Here is a 19,701-nt window from a genome sequence, read left to right on the forward strand (position 1 = left end):
GATCGCAGGATCATCTTGTGTCAAATCCACCCCCCGCCGGGCAGATCGAGCCGCCGCCGCGAAGCCGGATTAACCGATTCGCGGCTGGACAGTCGGCGGGCGTTGGATAACTCGTTCACAGCGATGATGCTTTCTGCGGAACCGGACACCCATACTAGCCGGGTGCGGAACAGCGGGACAGTCCCGCAGGTGCGAAATGACCGCCAAAGCGCACCGCCATCAACACGAAGAAAGCACGAAATAGTGCTGTGTTGCAGCGCTTTTTCGCATTCCTATGCGGCCGTGGAGCCTGCTCAAGCTTACCAAGATTTCATGTGATAATGCCGCCACACCGACGCCAGTCCCTTCAATCCGCCTGCACCGCTCGCGATGCGGCTTCAGTCCGGTCTCGAAACCGAGGTGGGCCACTCTCGCGAGGCCGTCCATTGTCGAAACGAATGGGCATTCGTCGTGCAGAGATTTGACCGCCTCCCGCGTACCAGCCGCACTCTTCGAGGGCGATGTCTCAGATCCAATGGCGAAGGTGCGCTGGCGACGACCCTTATCTTCCATGTTTTGGCAGGGACCGGCCAGATCCTCCTACCGATATCCCGCAGCGTAGCACAGCAGCAGCATCGGCGATCTCTCCTCCCAAAAATTCACTGCTTCCGGGCACTTCCGCCGGTTTCGCCGCAGCGCAAAAGCCTTCCCCTTTGACCGCCCAAGCACTAGGTTCTGGCCAACCTGATCAACCCTTTGCCAGTGATTTCCCCTGACATGACCATCAAAAATGACGTTGTCGAAGCCATCGGCAACACCCCGCTGATCAAGCTCAAGCGCGCTTCCGAACTGACCGGCTGCACCATTCTGGGCAAGGCCGAGTTCATGAATCCCGGCCAGTCGGTGAAGGATCGCGCCGGCAAATGGATGATCCTGGAGGCCGAGAAGCGCGGCGAGCTCAAGCCCGGCGGTCTCGTCGTGGAATCGACCGCCGGCAATACCGGCATCGGCCTTGCGGTCGTGGCGAGCGCGCGCGGCTACCGCACGCTGATCGTGATCCCGGAAACGCAGAGCCAGGAGAAGAAGGATTTTCTGAAGCTGTGCGGCGCCGAGCTGCTGGAATCACCGGCACTGCCCTATTCCAATCCGAACAGCTACCAGCATGTCGGCCGCCGTCTTGCCGACGAGCTGCGTAAGACGGAGCCGAACGGCGTGCTGTTCGCCGACCAGTGGAACAACCTCGACAATGCGAAGGCGCATTACGAGTCCACAGGTCCTGAGATCTGGGAGCAGACCGGCGGCAAGGTCGACGGTTTCGTCTGCTCCGTCGGCAGCGGCGGCACGCTGGCCGGCACCAGCCGCTTCCTGAAAGAGAAGAGCAAGGACGTCAGGATCGCCTGCGCCGACCCGCACGGCGCCGGCATGTATGAATATTTCAGAACGGGCGACGCCAAGGCGACGCCGGGCGGCTCGATCACCGAGGGCATCGGCCTCAACCGGGCGACCGCAATCGTCGAGAGCGCAAAGGTCGACGACGCCTATCTCATTCCCGATGCCGAAGCGGTGACGGTGATCTACGAACTCCTCCAGCACGAAGGCCTGTGCCTCGGCGGCTCGACCGGCATCAACATCGCCGGCGCCATCCGCCTCGCAAAGCAGCTCGGACCGGGCAAGACGATCGTCACCGTGCTCTGCGATTCCGGCAGCCGTTACCAGTCAAAGCTGTTCAACGCCGACTTCATGCGCGCCAAGAACCTGCCGGTGCCGGAATGGCTGGAGAAGCGCAGCAACATCAAGCTGCCGTTCGTCTAGAACGTTCCGGAAGCCGGCCGTCTAACTCCAGGTCGGCCGCGACGATCCCTGCGACACCCGCGTGAGGCGCTCGTTCGATAGCGAGGGCTTGATCGCGCGCGTGCGCGGCGGGAGGGGAGCGCCGTAGGAGCCTTCGCTGTCGCCGCTCGGCCAGAACACGAGCGCGAGCATCAGCGCGAGGTTGACGAGCGCGCCGACCGCCGTTGCCTGATGCTCCTGCCCGATCGCCCAGGCCGGAAACCGGCCCGCGACGACATGGTCGACGATCACCAGCGCGAACCAGGCAGGCACCACGCAGACCGGATCCCAGCCGATGTCGCGGATGCGCACCGATTGCAACGTGAAGGTGACAACTCCGAAGAAGACGATCGCAGCGATCATCGCCGAGCTGCTGGTGAGATCTTCAGGCCGGATCGCGCCGGGCGAGGTGTTGCGCAGCACGGCCATTGCGATTGCAAAGCAGATCGCCGTCATCACGATCGCAAGCGCGACCGTGGCGAGGAAGAAATGCAATCGCCCGAGCCGGGCGTTCAAGCCGAAGACGAAACCGAGCATTGGCGTACCCTTTTAGCGCCATATGCCCAGAAATGGCTTTCGGAGCCATGAACCGGCACTATCGCGCGCCGGCGCATGGTTTCCGGACGACTAAGCTGGCCAGCGCAATTCGAGACTTCGCCCCACCCGAGAGGGTCAGGCGCCCTCGCCGCCTTCGGCAGCCGCGGCACAATAGTCGCGCCAGAACTGGCGATAGCCCGCCTCGACCCTGGCCGTGTAGATTTCGACATTGCCGGCGGGGGAGGCTGCGATCCGAGCCGGCAACTCGCTACGCAACTTCGCCAGGTGCGCCGGCTGCGCCGCATATTTGCAGGCGATCGCGGCATAGCCCTCGTCATCCTCGGCGACCCAGTCGTCGAGACCGACAGCAGCCACGATCGAACCGCCGGCACGCGACGAGGCGCCGTTGCCGAGCTTGGCCACGACCGGAACGCCCGCATAGAGCGATTCCCAGGTGCTGACGCCGCCGTTTTGCGGGAACGTGTCGAGCGATATGTCGACGTTTGCAAACGCCCGCAGGTGCTCGTGGCGCGGCGTCGAGCCCAGGCAGATGACATTCTCCTCGGCAACGCCCTGCGCCACGAACCGCGCGATCAGACTATCGCGCAGCATGGGATCGTCGAGCAGCGTATGCTTGATGACGATCTTCGAACCGGTCACCTCGCGCATCACGTTCGACCACACCCGGATGGCCTCGTCCGAGATCTTGTAGATGCGGTTGAACACGCCGAAGGTGACATGGCCGTTGCGGAGCATGGGCGGCTCCGATGCAGGTACATCCAAAATGGGATCGATCGTGATCAGGCACGGCAGGTCGTAGACCTTTTCAGCCAGCAGATGGCGCGCCGATTGCGGAATGAAGATGGGATCCGCGAGCACGTAGTCCATGGTCTGCAGGCCCGTGCCCGTAGCGTGTCCGAAACCCGAGACCTGGATCGGGGCCGGCTTGCGGGCGAAGACGTGGAGCCTGTTGCCGGTGGTGTGCCCGGACACGTCGATCAGGATATCGACCTTGTCCGCCTGGATGCGATCGGCGAGTTCGTCGTCCGAAAGCTGCCAGGCGTCGACCCAGACGTCCGCCGAGGACCTGAATGCGGCGGTCATCTCATCTCTTACCGGCGAGCACGAATAGCAGACGATCTCGAACCTGGCGTGATCATGATGGCGCAGCACCGGTAACAGAGCGAACGCTGCCGAGTGATGCCAAAACTCGGCAGCAACATAGCCAACCACGATCCGCCTGTCGGGATCGAGCTGCCGCGGGGCAAGAGTCCTTCGCGGCAATCTCGAGCCGATCGCGTCCCACCACTGTTTTCGCGCGGCCTGCTGAACCGCGAAATCGGCGTCGGAGAGATAGTCGAGGAAGAAGATCTTCCGCCCGATCAAGGAGGCATCCGGCACAATGGCCAACGCCGCATCGAGAAGCTCGATTGCTGATGCGATCTCTCCCTGGTTTGCAAAACAAGCGCTCAGCAGCGCCATTCCGATCGCGGAGCGTGGATATTCCTCCAGCAACGTCGTGCAGGCCAGAATTGCTTGCGCCGTGTTTCCCATGGCGAGCGCGACTTGCGCCTTCCCCTGCAGGGCCACCTCGAGCTTGGGCGCAAGCGCAAGGGCCGCGTCAAAATCTGACGCGGCCTGTTCCAACCTCGACGTCTCAAGATTGAGCCGCCCACGGTTCGCCAGAATCTTCGCCGAACCCGGCCTGATCGCGAGCGCCGCCTCCAGCGCGCCTTTGGCCTCGTCGAAGTGCTTGAGCTCGATATTGACCAGACCTTTGCCGACGAGCGCCTCCACGTTTCGCGGCTGAAACAACAGCGCGCGCTCGAAGCTCTGTTTGGCGCGATCAAGCTGGCGCAGCGCAAGCTCTGCCAGGCCGCGATTGCACAGCGCATCGGCATGATCGGGCTTCAGCCCGATCGCGCGATCGTACAATTCGATAGCCTGCTCGACGCGGTTTAGGTGCAACAAGGTATTGCCGAGATTGGCCAAGGCCATCGGGAAGCTCGGCTTCAACGCGATGGCCCTCTCCAGGGACGTACGCGCGTCCTCATATTCCCCAAGTGCGAAATGCGTGGCTCCCAAATCGGAAAAAGCCTGTGCGGAGCGTGGGTCGAGCGTCACGGCATATTTCAGTGCCTGTTTCGCTGCCTCGAACTGTCGGCTCGCGAATGCGCCCAAGCCAAGCAGGTGAATTCGGAAGCGACATATCCGATCAAGATCCGCTTGTCCGGGTCGAGCTTGCGGGGCGACAACACCCTTTGCGGCAATTTGGCGCCGATCGCTTCCCACCAATGTTTTCGCGCAGCCTGCTGGACCGCAAAATCCGCGTCGGGGAGATAGTCCAGCAAGAATATCTTGCGCCCGATCAAGTCCGCATAGTCAGGCGCGATTGCCAGCCCTGCATCGAGATGTTCGAGCGCCGTCGCGATGTCTCCCTGGCTCGCATAGCAGGAAGCCAGGAGCGCAATTCCGATGTCGGACCGCGGATGTTCCTCGAGCAACTTCTTGACGACCGCAATCGCCCCGGCCGTATTGCCCTTGAGAATGTTGACTTGCGCCTTCCCCTGCAAGGCCACTTCGAGCCTCGGTGAAAGCGCCAGCGCCGCATCGAAATCCGCGAGCGCCTGCTCCAGCCGCAACAGATCGAGATTGAGCCGTCCGCGCTGCGCCAGAATCTTCGGCGAATCCGGCTTGATCGCGAGCCCTGCCGCGATCGCCGCGGCCGCCTCTTCGTAGTGCCGGAGCTCGATGCACACCATGCCCTTGCCCGCGATCGCTTCCGCATGACGCGGTTGAAACGCGAGGGCGCGATCGAAACTCTCCTTGGCGCGCTGGAACTGCCCTTCGATCAGCTCCGCCATGCCACGATTGCAGAATGCATCGGCATAGTCCGGCTTCAGCCTGATAGCGCGTTCGTGCAGCTCGATAGCCTGCTCGGCGAAGCCCATGTGCAGCAGCGTATTGCCGAGATTGGTCAAGGCGATCGGAGAATTCGGCTTCAGCGCAATGGCTTTCTCCTGGCATGCGCGAGCGTCCTGAAACTTCTGGAGGGTGAAATACACTGCCCCGAGATTGCCATGGGCATCGGGCGAACGTGGATCGAGCACGGTCGCGCGCTCGAGCAATTGTTGCGCCTCATCGAGGCGCCCGCCATCATACGCGCGCAGGCCAAGCAGGTGCGCGGCGTCGAAATGATCCGGAACCTCCGTCAGAATCCGCCGGCAGAGTGTCTCGACCTCTGCGTATCTGCCCTGCCCGAGTGCCTGAACCGCGGCGGACATGAGCGCGTCCGCCTGCTTCCTCAATTTCTTTTGCAATCGCGCGTTCTGGAATGCGCGCGCGCCGGCGCTGCTCTGCAAAGTCTCTCTCCGGAGTATGGCCCGAAAAGAGGCTGGCCGATTCGCATGGTGCCAAGCTGGCGGATCGGTTAGACCAGCGACGCCACCGGATTGCAGGTGCTCAGCGCAGGATCTGGCTCAGGAACAGTTTTGTGCGGGCGTGCTGCGGGGCCGCGAAGAACTCGTTGGGCGTGTTGGCTTCGATGATCTGGCCCGCGTCCATGAACACCACGCGGTTGGCGACCTCGCGGGCAAAGCCCATCTCGTGGGTGACGACCAGCATGGTCATGCCCTCCTCGGCAAGGTCGACCATGGTGTCCAGCACCTCCTTGACCATTTCGGGGTCGAGCGCCGAGGTCGGCTCGTCGAACAGCATCACCTTCGGGTTCATCGTCAGCGCGCGGGCAATCGCAACGCGCTGCTGCTGACCACCGGACATCTGCCCCGGAAACTTGTTGGCCTGGTGCGGGATCTTGACCCGCTCCAGAAACTTCATCGCCGCCGCTTCGGCATCCTTCTTGGGGATGTTGCGCACCCAGATCGGCGCCAGCGTGCAATTGTCCAGCACGGACAGGTGAGGAAACAGGTTGAAGCTCTGGAACACCATGCCGACTTCGCGCCGCACCGCATCGACATGCTTCAGGTTCGGCCCGAGCTCGATGCCGTCAACGACGATCTCGCCTTCCTGAAACTCCTCGAGCGCGTTGATGCAGCGGATCAGCGTCGACTTGCCCGAGCCGGAGGGGCCGCAGATCACGATGCGCTCGCCCTTCTCGACCGCAAGGTCGATGTCGCGCAGCACGTGAAATTCGCCGTACCATTTGTTCAAGCCGGAAATTTTGACGATGGGGTCGGACATGGTGACCTCGATCAGTTGCGGCGGTGAGCGTTGAGGCGGTGCTCGACGAAGAGCGAGTAGCGTGACATTCCAAAGCAGAAGATGAAGTAGATGATCCCGGCGAAGGCGAACCCGGTGAACGCGGTCGACGGCGACGACCATTTCGGATCCGAGAACGACGCCCGCAGCGAGCCCAGCAGATCGAACAGCGCCACGATCGAGACCAGCGACGTGTCCTTGAACAGGGAGATGAAGCTGTTGACGAGGTTCGGAATGACGTGGCGCAGCGCCTGCGGCAGCACGATCAGCGAGGTCGTCTTCCACCAGGACAGCCCCAATGCCGCGGCCGCCTCGCCCTGCCCGCGCGGGATAGCAGCCAGCCCGCCACGGACGTTCTCAGCCTGATAGGCGCCCGTGAACAGCGAAATTCCAATCAGCGCACGCACCAACCCGTCGACTGTGAAATTGCCCGGCAGAAACAGCGGCAGCATGTAGGTGGCGAAGAACAGCACGGTGATCAGCGGCACGCCGCGCCAGAACTCGATGAAGGCGATCGAGAAGATCCGGATCAGCGGAATGGTCGAGCGGCGGCCAAGCGCCAGCGCAATGCCGATCGGCAGCGAGGTGACGATGCCCGTGACGGAGACCACCAGCGTCACCAGAAGTCCGCCCCACAGGTTCGTCTGCACGATCGGCAGTCCGCCGTGATCGAGCCCCATCAGCTTGATCACGATTGCGATGGCGGCGAAGGTGACGACGCTGGACGTCAGGGCCCGCCCCCCCGTGCGGAGGCCGCCGCCGAGAACGAAGGCGATCAGCGAGACGATCGCGGCGGTGATGGCGAAATCGGCCCAGACCGACTGGCCCGTCCCCTGCAGCTGGTCACGCAGCCAGGTCAGCGGAAAGATCAGCCAGTAGATCGCGGTCCCCACGAGCATGATGACATTGCCGACGACCCACAACAGCGGTGCGGCAGAGGATGTCTTGCCGAGACCGAGCAGAGCCTTGCCGGCGCCGATGATGCTGTCGTCGAACAGTTGCAGCAGGTCAGCGGTCCAGCTCAGGCCAAATCCCTTGATGCCGCCGCCATGCAGCAGAAAGAATGCGACCACTGGAAACGCAAAGAAGAACAGGCCTGCGTTCAATCCTTTCGACGGCAGTCGTGGAATGAGCAACGGCACCAACAGGACCACCGACAGGACGAGCGTGAGGTTGACCCGCCAGCGTTCGGCTTCGGGGTAGAAGCCGTAGATCAGTTGCGGCAGCTTGGCCTGGATGTAGGGCCAGCAGGCGCCGACCGTAAAGCCGGCGTTCTCGGCGAGGCAGGCCGTGCGATCCTTACCGGTCCAGACTGCATCGACCATCAGGAATCTGACGGAAGGAATGATGGTGAACCATAGCAGCAAGGCGCCGACGATCGTGAGCAGGATGTTGGTCGGCGAGTTGAACAGGCGCGTCCGCACCAGGCCGACGAAGCCCGTGGTCTTCACCGGCGCGGGACGCTCATCGAGAAGATCCTGGCGGACGAAGCTGGACGAGGTGATATCGCTCATGCGCCGAGACTCCGGCTGATGCGCCAACCGTAGACGCTCATGACGGCGCTGGTGATCAGCGAGATCAGGAGATAGACGCCCATCGTCATGGCGATGATCTCGATGGCCTGCCCGGTCTGGCTCAGCGACGTGCCAGCGAACACGGAGACAAGGTCAGGATAGCCGATCGCGACGGCCAGCGACGAATTCTTGGTGAGATTGAGGTACTGGTTGGTCAGCGGCGGAACGATGACGCGCATCGCCTGCGGCACGACCACCAGGCGCAGCGTGGTGCCGCGGCTCAGGCCCAGCGACGATCCCGCCTCCATCTGCCCGCTGTGGACGGAGAGGATGCCCGCGCGCACGATCTCGGCGATGAAGGCAGCCGTATAGGTCGACAAGGCCAATGTGAGCGCCACGAACTCCGGGATGATCCGCGAGCCGCCGGCGAAATTGAAGCCCTTGAGCTGCGGCAGCTCGAAGCTGAAGGGCAGACCCGCTACCAGAATGGTGACGAGCGGCAGTCCGAACAGCAGGCCCAGCACATAGGGCCAGATCCGGATCATCTGCCCCCGCTGGAACAGCGCCCGGCGCGCGTGGATGCGCAGCACCACCGAAGCCACGATGCCGAGCGCCAGCACCACAAGAAACGCCTCGAAGCCGCTCTCGCCGATCGGCCGGGGAATGACGAGACCGCGATTGCTGACGAAAGCGATGCCGAGCAGCGAAATGCTCTGTCGTGGATTAGGCAAGGCAGCAAGCACCGCCAGGTACCAGAACAGGATCTGGAACAGCACCGGCAGGTTGCGGATGATCTCGACATAGATTTCGCCAATGCGCGCGAGCAACCAGTTGGGTGACAGCCGGCACAGCGCGACAATGAAGCCGATCACGGTGGCAAACACGATGCCCACCACCGAGACCACGAGCGTATTGAGGAGCCCGACCAGGAACACGCGCAGGAACGTGTCCGAGCCGGTATACGAGATCAGCGTCTGATTGACGTCGAAACCGGCGTTGTTCGCGAGGAAGCCGAAGCCGGCCGCAATGTGCTGGTTCTCGAGGTTGGCGCGGGCGTTGGAGACGATTTCATAGGCAATCCAGCCCAGGACCGCAGCGAAGGCAAACTGGACGGCGATGCCGTTCCAGCCTGTCTTGCCCCCCAGGACGCGCCTGATCTTCAGCGCGATCTGGGGCGGGGGTTTGCGGGCCTCGATGCTCATCGCCGCGAGCGCGGGTCAGGCGGGGTCAGCGGATCGGCGGCGCGTATTGGAGACCGCCCTTATTCCAGAGATTGTTGAGTCCCCGATTGATACCAAGCGGCGAGCCTGCGCCGACGTTGCGGTCGAACACTTCGCCGTAATTGCCGACGGCTTTCACGATGCGCACCACCCAATCCTTGCTCAGGCCGAGCTGTTCACCGAAATTGCCGTCGGTGCCGAGGACGCGCTTCAGCTCCGGATTTTCCTGCTTCGCCTTCTCGTCGACGTTCTTCGCGGTCACGCCGAGCTCTTCGGCGGTGATCATGGCAAACAGCGTCCATTTCACGATGTCGAACCACTGGTCGTCGCCGTGGCGCACCATCGGTCCGAGCGGCTCCTTCGAGATGATTTCCGGGAGCACCATGTGATCGCCGGGATTGGCAAGCTTCAGGCGGTTGGCGTAAAGGCCCGACTGGTCGGTGGTGAAGACGTCGCAGCGCCCGGCCTCGTAGGCCTTGACCGTTTCGTCGTTGGTGCCGAACGCGATCACCTCGTACTTCATGTTGTTGGCCTTGAAGTAGTCGGCGAGATTCTGCTCCGTGGTGGTGCCGGTCTGGACGCAGACCGAGGCGCTGTTGAGCTCGAGCGCGGAGTTCACCTTGAGCGACTTCTTCACCATGAAGCCCTGCCCGTCATAATAGGTCACGCCGGTGAAGTTTGCGCCGAGCGAGGTGTCGCGCGAGATGGTCCAGGTGGTGTTGCGCGACAGCACGTCGACTTCGCCGGATTGCAGCGCCGTGAAGCGGTCCTTGGCGGAGAGCGGCACGTACTTGACCTTGGTCGGATCGTTGAAGATCGCCCCGGCGATCGCGCGGCAGACGTCGACATCAAGCCCGGTCCAGTTGCCCTTGTCGTCCGGCGAGGAGAAGCCGGGCAGGCCCTGACTGACGCCGCAGGACAGCATGCCGCGGTCCTTGACGGTCTTGAGCGTTTGCGCCTCGGCGGCTTGGGCCGTCAGGCCGGCGGCGAGGGCGAGAGTGAGAGCCAGGATTACGCGTTTCATGGGCTTGGGGCCTTTCAAAGTCGTCTCAAGGTCAGGAACGTTGTCTTTGCGATCGTCTCTGCCAGGGCTAGCCGTATCAGGACCAGCCCTGCAAGAGTCATGCTGGAAAACCTTGCCGATCACCCGCCGATCCCGGGAGGCCCTACCTTAATCCCCGCCGAAAGGCGCCCGCCGTTACGGCTGTGGCGCGTGGTCCGGTCAGGCGATGGATCGAAGGTCGCGGCAGGCCCCTCAACATGCGGCGACTGACTAGCACCTGCGATAACAGAACGGCTGGCGTGCCGGGTCAAGGGGTTGACGGGACTCTTCTGTGTTCTGTTATTAACGACAGCGGCCTTTCGGCCTGCCCGCGGGCGCAGCGCGCCTGGTGGAAACGCGCTTTTGAAAGCAGACGCATGGATTCCTCACACCCCTCCGAACAGCACGCCGAGACCCGGCTGGTCACCTCCGGCCGCGACACCAAGGCGCAGAAGGGGTTTGTCAATCCTCCGGTGTTCCACGGCTCGACCGTGCTCTATCCGACCGCCGAGGACCTGCACGCCCATCGCGGCGAGTTCACCTATGGTCGCCATGGTTCCCCCACCACCAAGGCGTTCCAGGAGACGCTGATGGCGCTGGAGGGGCCACAATGCGCCGGCGTCGGCATCGTGCCGTCGGGCCTGTCGGCGATCTCCACCACCCTGCTCTCGGTGCTGAAGGCCGGCGACCACATCCTGGTCTGCGACAACGTCTACCGGCCCTCGCGCAATTTCTGCAATGGCATGCTCACCCGCTACGGCATCGAGACCACCTACTTCGATCCGATGATCGGCGCCGGCATCGACAAGCTGTTCAGATCCAACACAAGCGCCGTCCTGGTCGAGGCGCCCGGCTCGCAGTCGTTCGAGATGCCCGACATCCGCGCCATCGCCGATGTCGCACATGCGCGCGGCGCGCTCGTCATCGACGACAACACCTGGGCGACGCCGCTTTATCACCGCTCGCTCGAACAGGGCGTCGACATCAGCATGCAGGCCGCCACCAAATATATCGGCGGCCATTCCGACATCATGTTCGGCACCATCTCGGCCAATGCCAGGGCATGGCCGCAGATCGCCGAAGGCATCCGCCTGCTCGGCGTCTGCGCCGGTCCCGATGACGTCTTCCTGGCGCTGCGCGGCCTGCGTACGCTGTCGGTGCGGCTGGCGCAGCATCATCGCTCCGGCCTCGACATGGCGCGCTGGCTCGCCAACCGGCCAGAGGTCGCGCGCGTGTTGCATCCGGCACTCGAGACCGATCCGGGCCATGCGATCTGGAAGCGCGACTTCACGGGCGCGTCGGGCCTATTCAGCATCGTGCTGAAGCCGGCGCCGCAGAAGGCGGTCGACACAATGCTCAACACGCTCAAGCTGTTCGGCATGGGCTTTTCCTGGGGCGGCTTCGAGAGCCTTGCGATTCCTTTCGACTGCGACGGCTATCGCACGGCGACCAAGTGGGCGCCGGGCGGCCCTACCCTGCGTCTGCACATCGGGCTGGAGAGCACTGACGACCTCAAGGCCGACCTCGATCGCGGCTTCGCTGCCCTCAAAGCGGCAATGTGAGCCTGTTCACAAGGCACTGCGCCTGCGCACGCGCCAACGCGCGCCGCAGGAACGTGTAGCCGCTGCAAACGTTGATGCCCCCTGCGCCAACAAATGGTTTGAACCTCAAGCATTTGGCGCTAGCCTCACCAATCGACTCCAATCCGGACTCGGAGCATGGGAACGTTGGTACTGCTCGATCTGATGGGCGGCGTGGCGCTGTTGCTGTGGGGCCTGCACATGGTCCACAGCGGGATTCTGCGTGCCTTTGGCCCGGACCTGCGACGGCTGCTCGGCAAGGCTCTTGGTAACCGCTTCAACGCGTTTGCTGCCGGTCTCGGGCTGACGGCGCTGCTCCAGAGCAGCACCGCGACTGCGCTGCTCACGAGCTCGTTCGCAGCCGAGGGCCTGCTCAGCCTTGTCACCGCGCTTGCCATCATGCTCGGCGCCAATGTCGGCACGACGTTGATCGTGCAGGTGCTGTCGTTCAACATCGCCGCCGTCGCGCCGGTCCTGTTCGTGCTCGGACTGGTCGCCTTCCGCGTGGGTCCGCGCTCGCGGATCAAGGATGTCGGCCGTGTCTCGATCGGTCTCGGACTGATGCTGCTGTCGCTGCACATCCTGCTCGACACGCTGGCCCCGGCCGAGAACGCACCGGGCGTCCGCGTCATGATGTCCTCCATCACGGGCGATCCCGTTCTGTGCATCCTGATCGCGGCGCTCGTCACCTGGGCGGTGCATTCGAGCGTCGCAAGCGTGCTGCTGATCATGTCACTCGCCTATTCGCAGTTCATCTCGCCTTACGCCGCGCTCGCACTGGTGCTTGGCGCCAATCTCGGCAGCGCCATCAATCCTGTGTTCGAAGGCGCCAGACGCGACGATCCCGCCAGCTATCGCCTGCCGGTGGGCAATCTCGTCAACCGCGTGATCGGAATCGCCCTCGTCCTGCCCTTCCTGGGCCCGATCGCCGAGCACATGCACGCTTGGCAACCCGATCTCGCCAGGATGACGGCGGCATTTCATATCGCCTTCAACGTCGGCACAGCCATCATCTTCATTGGCCTGCTCGACCCCATGTCGCGCCTGTTGACCCGGCTCTTGCCCGATCGCGTTCAGGAGGCCGATCCGGCCCGGCCGCGCTATCTCGACGAGACTGCGCTGGAATCGCCGTCGCTGGCGCTGGCCGATGCCGGCCGCGAAACCCTGCGCATGGGCGATCTCGTCGAAATCATGCTGCGCAAGGTGATGGCGGCGATGATGAGCGGTGACCGCGCGCTGGTCGACCAGGTCTCGAAGATGGACAACATCGTCGACGGCCTCGACGAAGCCATCAAGCTCTACGTGACCAAACTCATGCGGGGCAGTCTCGACGAGAGCGAGGGCCGGCGCGCGATGGAGATCATCTCCTTCGCCATCAATCTGGAACATATCGGCGACATCATCGACAAGAGCTTGAGCGAGCTGGCGACCAAGAAGATCAAGCGCCGCTTCCAGTTCTCGCCCGAGGGCGCCGAGGAGCTCGCCGCCTTCCACAAGCGCACGATGGATTCGCTGCGCATCGCCTTCGGCGTCTTCATGTCGGGCGACGCCAACGAGGCGCGCAAGCTGCTGGTGGAGAAGACGGCGCTGCGCAACACCGAGCTGGCCGCCGTCGAGCGCCACCTCGACCGCCTGCGCGAGGGCCGTCCCGAGACCATCGAAACCACGTCGCTGCATCTCGACGTGCTGCGGGACCTGCGCCGCATCCACTCGCATATCTGCTCGGTCGCCTATCCCGTGCTCGACGCAGCCGGCGAGCCCCATCGCAGGACCGAGACGGGGACCGCTGCCCTGCCCGCAACGGGCGCGGCGTCGGCCTTGCCGCGCTAGTCGCGTCGGATCAGCGCTCCAGCGTCTTTGACGCGCGGCCGCGGTTCTTCACGATCAGCATGATGTTGCGGATATAGATGATGGTCGCCAGCGCCTGGCCGAGGATAATGACGGGCTCGCGCTTGACGACGCCGTAGACCAGCGTCATCAGCCCGCCGCCCATGGAGCAGAACCAGAACGCCATCGGCACCACGCTGTTGCCGGCGCGCTCGCTCGCGATCCACTGCACCAGGAAGCGTGCCGTGAAGAACAGTTGCGCGACGAGGCCGAACGCGAGCCAGAAGTCGAACTTGGCCACGAAGACGTCGTAGAAATAATTGCTCAGCGCCTGACCGTATTGGATGATCATGCCGTCACCTCAGTCACATCCGGCGTCGGCTTCTTGCGGCGGATCAGCCACCACACGCCCCCGAGATCCATGATGCCGATCCACAGCCGGTCGAAGAAACCGTAGTTCGAAACGCCGGAGCGGCGCGGCCGGTCGATCACGTCGACATAGGCGATCTCGTAGCCCTCGCGGCGCACCAGTGCCGGCAGGAAGCGATGCAGCCCGTCGAAATAGGGCATCATCAGGAACACCTCGCGCCGGAACGCCTTCAGGCCGCAGCCGGTATCGCGCGTCCCGTCCTTCAGGATCGCGTTGCGGACGCCGTTGGCGATGCGCGACTGGAATTTCTTGAAGCCGGTATCCTTGCGGCCGACGCGTTGTCCGGCGGCAAGTCCAACCTTGCTTCCGTTCTCGACCGCCGCGATCAGGTCGGGCAGGAAAGCCGGATTGTTCTGGCCGTCGCCGTCGAGCGTCGCCACGATGGCACCGCGTGCCGCACGCACGCCGCTGCGCACGGCCGCGGACTGGCCGCCTGATCTGGCATGGCGCAGCTGGCGCAGATTGTCCCGCTGCTTCATGACCGCGCCGAGCCGTTCGCCGGTCGCGTCGCTCGAACCGTCATTGACGTAGATGATCTCATAGGTCCAGCGGCCGTCGAGCGCTGCGACGATCTCCTCGATCAGCGGCACGATGTTGTCGGCTTCGTTGCGCACGGGAACGACGATGGAAACCGAGGGCTGGAAAACCGAAGGCTGGGACGACAAATCGAAGCTCGTGGTTAGAATTGGCTTGGCTCGGGAACCGGCGGTCCCGGCAGGCAGCCGCTTTTATGGGGCGGATGCCCCGTGGGCAACCCTTTTGAGGCGGCCCGAGACCGCCCCTGCAAGAGGCACAATGGTGCCGTCGGCACGGATGGCAAAGCCGAGCCTGCGGGCCGCGAACCAGTAGCGCACCGCCAAGGCGCCGACCAAGCCGACCAAGGCGCCGGCCACAACGTCACTCGGGTGGTGCGCAAGCAGCACCAGTCGCGTCAGCAGGATCACGATCGCGTAAGTGAACATGAACACGCGCAGGCGCGGCCACAGCGCCGAGACCGCGAACGCCAGCGCGAACGCCGTCACCGCATGCCCCGACGGCAGGCTGGCATAGGCCCCGGTCCCCTCGAACGGGATGAAGTTGAACGGATTGGCCTTGCCGCCGACGAACGGACGTCCTCGACCGATGAGATATTTCAGGATCTCGGCGACGAATACGGACACGGCAACAGACAGGAACATGAACTGCAGCCGCGTGCCGAGGCCGAGCAGCAACGCGCGGCTTGTGCCGCGCAATCCCGCCGCAACCAGCGCCAGCACCACCAGCAGGCCCCCGAGCACCGAGAGCACATACTCGTCCTTGCCGAAATCAGTGAGGATGCGGATCGGCCACAGGCCCGGCGTGCCACGCGCCGGCATCAGCTGGATCTCGGTCAGGTCGAAAACGACCATCAGCGCGATGACCAGGGCTGCACCTGCCGCACTCAGCCACAGCGAATGCCGCGCCAGCTTTCGCGCGGCCTCGGCGCGGCGCGAATGCGAGGGCGTGCGCACGAGCTGTGCCAGGGCGCGCCCCGAGAGCGTGAGCAATTGCGCGGGATAGCTCGCGCGCGGCGCGATGTCGGTTGGTGCCGACATCCTACTCGGTGCCTTCCGAGCGGAAGATCGAGATCGAGATCGCACGCCCTTGCGAGAAATTGTAGCCGTCGATGCGCGTGCCGACCTTATAGCGCAACCCGATCGCCTCGGCGCGCTGCACGAAGCCGCGCTCCGAACGCTGCTCGATCAGCGCGAAACGGCAGCTTCCTTGCCGCAGGAAATCCGCCGCGCCCGAACCGTCGGTGAGCAGCGTCTGCGTACCCGTCAGGAAGACGAGGCTCGGCTCGTGATAGCCGGCCGCGGCCGCCTTCGGGCCGACGCAGGTGACGTTGCGAAGCGCGCGTGCGATCTCGATGCTCGGAAACAGCGGCGTCAGCGACGGCAGCACGATGCCGTAGACTGTTACCGCGAGCATCAGGGCTGCGACCAGCGCGTTGAGCAGCGAGCGCTCGGCGTGATTGTTGTCGTGAAGCCACCAGGCGAACAGGCCGAAGATCAGCGAGGCCGCGATGAACGGCCAGGCCACGAAAGCAGGCTGTCGAGTCAGCATCACCGCGCCGACGACCGCGATGATCGAGCCGCCAACAGGGATCGCGAACCACCAGGCCGAGCCGCGCATCAGCCAGGACCAGGACAGCACGCGCCGCTCGAGCGCGCCCGCGGTGAGGATCGCGATCGCAGGATACAGCGGCAGCACGTAATGGGGCAGCTTGGTCAGCACCACCTCGAACACGATCCAGGATGGGATCAGCCAGGCCAGCAGGAACTGCGCGCCGGGCTCGCGACGCGCGCGCCAGACCGCGGGCGCCGCCATCGCCGCGAGCGGCGCGCCGGGCCAGAACGTGATCCAGAACAGCGCCAGATACAGACCGGGCGGCGCGCCGTGGGATTCCTGCGCGCCCAACTTGCTCAGCATGTCGCCGCCGACGGAATCGGCGAAGAAGGCATCGCCCGCGCGCCAGAAGATCGCGACGAACCAGGGCAGCACCAGCACCAGCATCCACATCAGGCCCCAGAGCGGGCGCAACTTCCATAGCCAGGAGGCGTCGCGGTCCTGGATCGCGAGCGCGACAATGGTCAGGCCCGCGAACATCAGGATCAGCGGGCCCTTGATCAGGATGCCGACAGCGAGCGCGGTCCAGAAGATCGCGGGCCAGCTCCAGGGCGGACGCGTCTCGTCCTCGGCGCGCTGCCACGACAGATAGGCCCGCCCCATCGCGCCCATCGCGGCGACCACGCAGAACAGCAGCATGGCGTCGGTCTTCGCAAGCCGCGCCTCGACCCCGAGCAGCACGGAGGCGCACATCAGAAGTGCTGCAAGCACCGCGGCGCGCCGCGTGACGAAGCCGAGCGCCGTCCAGTAGGTCATGAGCACGGCACCGATCGCGCCGATCAGCGACGGCAGCCGGTAGACCCAGATCCGCAACTCGGCCTTCGGCAGACCGAGCGCCGACGCCGTCTCGACCGCAGCCGATTGCAGCCAGTAGATCCCGACCGGCTTCTTGTAGCGGACGTCCTCCTGGAAACGGATGTCGACATAATCGCCACTCTCGACCATCTGCTTGGTGGCCTGCGCAAAGCGCGCCTCGTCGCGGTCAACCGGCGGAATCGTGAAGAAGCCCGGCAGGAATAGCAGCAGCGCGCACAGCAACAGGAAGCTCACCGCGCGGACGTGGCTGGCGGTGGCGATGTCGAACATGAACACGAGCCGGCTGCCCGGATTCACCGGGGATTTCGGCTCGCGGGGAGCTCCAAAACGGGGTGCTGGGTAGGTTTCAGCCATCGGTTCCGCTTACGCTGAAACCGCCATCGCCACAACCGCTTGAGGCAGGGTCACTGAATTCGAATGACAACTGTGTCCGCGGCGCCAGTGGCATCGATCACGGTCAGCCGCGCAAAGCCCGGACCCGGCGGATCGATCAGCCGCTGACGGCGGCCGTCGATCTCGCCGAGCGCCATTCCGTTAACCATGACAGTCATGGGGAGAACGCCTCCGGCGACCTTGACCGGCATGGCTGCGCCCCCCTCGCCACCTGAGCGATCGACGTCGATCCGCGAACCGTTCAGCGGAAACTGGATGTGCAGAGCCTGCTCGCCCCCGGTCCGCACCAGATCCCCGACCGGGCGGAACCGCCTCAAAGGCAACGGCAGCTTGGCGTTGCTGGCAACGAGAGTTCCTTTCGGTGGCTTCGGCAACGGGAGAAGCGTCTTGCCGGTTCGGGCGAAGGCGTCGAACAGGATCGGCGCGGCGGCGACGCGCCCGATCAGGCCCGGAACCGGCGCGCCGTCGGGCCGGCCGACCCAGACGCCGATGGTCATGCGCCCGTCGAAGCCCATCGACCAGGCGTCGCGGTAGCCGTAGGAGGTGCCGGTCTTGAAGGCGATGCGGTTGTGAGCCGCGTTCTCCGGCGGCGGGGTGCCGAGCAGCACATTGCCGACTTGCCAGGCCGCGACCTGATCGAGCAGTCGCAGCGGCTCGCGCACGTCCCTGTCGCTCATGATCTCGCGCAGCGGCTTGGTGGTGCCGAGCCGGGCGAAGCCCGCATAGAGCTGGGCGAGGTCCTGCAGCGTCACACCGACGCCGCCAAGGCCCATGGCAAGTCCCGGCGCCTCGTCTTTGGGCAGCACCAGATTGCCGCCCGCCTGATGCAGCCGCGAGGCCAGCCGGCTCGCGCCGACGCGGTCGAGCAGGACGATCGCGGGCACGTTCAGCGACAGCTGCAGCGCCTTCTTCACGGGCACGGTGCCCTGGAACGTCATGTCGAAATTTTCCGGCGCGTAGGAGCCGAAGCGCACGGGCCGATCGTCGATCAGACTGTCGGGGTGAACAAAACCGTCCTCGAAAGCGAGCCCATAGATGAACGGCTTCAGCGTCGAGCCCGGCGAGCGGACCGCGCGGGTCATGTCGACCTGCCCTGCCCGGCGCTCGTCGAAATAATCCGCCGAGCCGACGCGTGCGAGCACGTCGCCGCTCTCATTGTCGACGACGATGATGCCGACCGAGATGTTCGGTCCCAGCGCAATGGCACGGTCGCGCGCCAGCGGCTCAAGCACCTTTTGCAGGTTGGCATCCAGCGTCAGCTTGATGACGGGCGCGTCCTTGACCGTCGCAAGCGCCGCATCGGAGGCATGCGGCGCCAGGATCGGCATTGGCCTGCGCAGCTTCGGCACGGGAACGGCCTTGGCCTGCTTGGCATCGTCGAGGCTGATCTGTTGCTCCTCGACCATGCGGTCGAGCACGCGGTCACGCGCTTTGCGCGCCGCATCGGGATAGCGATCGAGCCTACGGGTCTCCGGCGATTGCGGCAGCGCGACCAGCAATGCGGCTTCAGCCAGCGACAACCGCTTCGGCTCCTTGCCGAGATAGGCGGTCGAGGCAGCGCGGATGCCTTCGAGATTGCCGCCGTAGGGCGCGAGCGCGAGATAGAGGTCGAGGATCTGCTGCTTGCTCAAGCTGCGCTCGATCTCGATCGCACGCACCATCTGCCGCAGCTTTGCATGGAGCGAACGCTGCCGCCGCGGCTCCATCAGCCGCGCGAGCTGCATCGAGATGGTCGAGCCGCCCGAGACGATGTGGCCGCGGGTCGCAAGCTGAAACGCAGCGCGCCCTAGTGCCAGCGGGTCGATACCGTCATGCGCGTAAAAGCGCTGGTCCTCATAGGCGAGCAGCAGCTTCAGATAGGTCGGATCGACGTTCGTATTTGTCTCAACCGGCAGTCGCCAGCGCCCGTCCGCCATCGCATAGGCGCGCAGCAGCTTGCCGTTGCGATCGACAATGGTGGTGGAAACTTGGCGGGCTTCGTCGAAAGGCAGCGGACCGAGGGCGTAGACCCAGGCGACGAAACCGACGATGGTGAGAATGAGCGAGAATGCCAGCGCGGAGAGGACATGCAGGTCCAAGCTCCGCGCTCCGTCATGGCCGGGCTCGTCCCGGCCATCCACGTCCTTGCCCCTCGCACAAAAGTCCGTGGATGCCCGGGACAAGCCCG

14 protein-coding genes and 1 pseudogene are annotated in these 19,701 nt (G+C 64.4%); 3 read left to right on the forward strand and 12 right to left on the reverse strand.

Translation table 11 applies throughout. The features are described from left to right. The first annotated feature begins 756 nt into the window (after positions 1-756). Positions 757-1,791 (forward strand): cysteine synthase A, encoded by a 1,035-nt coding sequence (locus tag AC0L3K_RS14145; RefSeq protein WP_354128224.1) that lies wholly within the window; start codon positions 757-759, stop codon positions 1,789-1,791. 21 nt (positions 1,792-1,812) lie between these two features. On the opposite strand, the gene AC0L3K_RS14150 is transcribed toward AC0L3K_RS14145, so the two are convergent. The 7 genes and pseudogenes from AC0L3K_RS14150 to AC0L3K_RS14180 all read right to left on the reverse strand — a co-directional run bounded on the left by AC0L3K_RS14150 (position 1,813) and on the right by AC0L3K_RS14180 (position 10,322). Beyond that, positions 1,813-2,346 carry a DUF805 domain-containing protein gene (locus AC0L3K_RS14150; protein ID WP_219680172.1) on the reverse strand — a complete coding sequence of 178 codons (534 nt, stop codon included), beginning with the start codon at positions 2,344-2,346 and terminating at the stop codon, positions 1,813-1,815. A gap of 135 nt (positions 2,347-2,481) precedes the next feature. Next, the gene (locus AC0L3K_RS14155; protein ID WP_446479879.1) at positions 2,482-4,617 is read right to left on the reverse strand and encodes an O-linked N-acetylglucosamine transferase, SPINDLY family protein; all 2,136 of its coding nucleotides are present in this window, start codon (positions 4,615-4,617) and stop codon (positions 2,482-2,484) included. After that, positions 4,539-5,708: pseudogene (locus tag AC0L3K_RS14160) on the reverse strand (tetratricopeptide repeat protein); the annotation flags it as partial. The pseudogene AC0L3K_RS14160 and the gene AC0L3K_RS14155, both read right to left, overlap by 79 nt. Positions 5,709-5,808: 100 nt before the next feature. Beyond that, positions 5,809-6,546: an amino acid ABC transporter ATP-binding protein gene (locus AC0L3K_RS14165; protein WP_007591212.1), complete on the reverse strand. Its 738-nt coding sequence runs from the start codon at positions 6,544-6,546 to the stop codon at positions 5,809-5,811. 11 nt (positions 6,547-6,557) lie between these two features. Next, the gene (locus tag AC0L3K_RS14170) at positions 6,558-8,078 is read right to left on the reverse strand and encodes an amino acid ABC transporter permease (RefSeq protein ID WP_219680178.1); all 1,521 of its coding nucleotides are present in this window, start codon (positions 8,076-8,078) and stop codon (positions 6,558-6,560) included. Next, on the reverse strand, positions 8,075-9,280 hold the full coding sequence (locus AC0L3K_RS14175; protein WP_219680181.1) for an amino acid ABC transporter permease: 1,206 nt from the start codon (positions 9,278-9,280) through the stop codon (positions 8,075-8,077). The genes AC0L3K_RS14170 and AC0L3K_RS14175 overlap by 4 nt, the downstream gene beginning before the upstream one ends. 25 nt (positions 9,281-9,305) lie before the next feature. Continuing rightward, positions 9,306-10,322 (reverse strand): amino acid ABC transporter substrate-binding protein, encoded by a 1,017-nt coding sequence (locus AC0L3K_RS14180; protein WP_007591217.1) that lies wholly within the window; start codon positions 10,320-10,322, stop codon positions 9,306-9,308. A gap of 395 nt (positions 10,323-10,717) precedes the next feature. Between AC0L3K_RS14180 and metC the strand changes: the two genes are divergently transcribed. Together metC and AC0L3K_RS14190 are read left to right on the forward strand one after the other, a co-directional pair. Then, positions 10,718-11,902, forward strand: a complete 1,185-nt coding sequence (gene metC / locus AC0L3K_RS14185; protein ID WP_007591219.1) for a cystathionine beta-lyase — start codon at positions 10,718-10,720, stop codon at positions 11,900-11,902. Positions 11,903-12,058: 156 nt separating this feature from the next. After that, complete coding sequence (locus AC0L3K_RS14190) at positions 12,059-13,750, forward strand: Na/Pi cotransporter family protein (RefSeq protein ID WP_007591220.1); 1,692 nt, start codon at positions 12,059-12,061, stop codon at positions 13,748-13,750. 10 nt (positions 13,751-13,760) lie between these two features. Here AC0L3K_RS14190 and AC0L3K_RS14195 read toward each other — a convergent pair whose 3' ends face one another. The 5 genes from AC0L3K_RS14195 to pbpC all read right to left on the reverse strand — a co-directional run bounded on the left by AC0L3K_RS14195 (position 13,761) and on the right by pbpC (position 19,654). After that, positions 13,761-14,099: a lipid-A-disaccharide synthase N-terminal domain-containing protein gene (locus AC0L3K_RS14195; protein ID WP_007591223.1), complete on the reverse strand. Its 339-nt coding sequence runs from the start codon at positions 14,097-14,099 to the stop codon at positions 13,761-13,763. Then, positions 14,096-14,842, reverse strand: a complete 747-nt coding sequence (locus AC0L3K_RS14200) for a glycosyltransferase family 2 protein (protein ID WP_007591225.1) — start codon at positions 14,840-14,842, stop codon at positions 14,096-14,098. The genes AC0L3K_RS14195 and AC0L3K_RS14200 overlap by 4 nt, the downstream gene beginning before the upstream one ends. A gap of 63 nt (positions 14,843-14,905) precedes the next feature. Continuing rightward, entirely contained in the window at positions 14,906-15,751 is an 846-nt protein-coding gene (locus AC0L3K_RS14205; protein ID WP_219680184.1) for a phosphatase PAP2 family protein, read from the reverse strand. 1 nt (position 15,752) lies between these two features. Continuing rightward, positions 15,753-17,495, reverse strand: coding sequence for an ArnT family glycosyltransferase (locus AC0L3K_RS14210; protein WP_007591232.1), 1,743 nt, complete (start codon positions 17,493-17,495; stop codon positions 15,753-15,755). 50 nt (positions 17,496-17,545) lie between these two features. Then, on the reverse strand, positions 17,546-19,654 hold the full coding sequence (gene pbpC / locus AC0L3K_RS14215) for a penicillin-binding protein 1C (protein WP_219680185.1): 2,109 nt from the start codon (positions 19,652-19,654) through the stop codon (positions 17,546-17,548). Positions 19,655-19,701 lie beyond the last annotated feature (47 nt).

This window comes from Bradyrhizobium sp. MI1.10, from assembly GCF_055811035.1.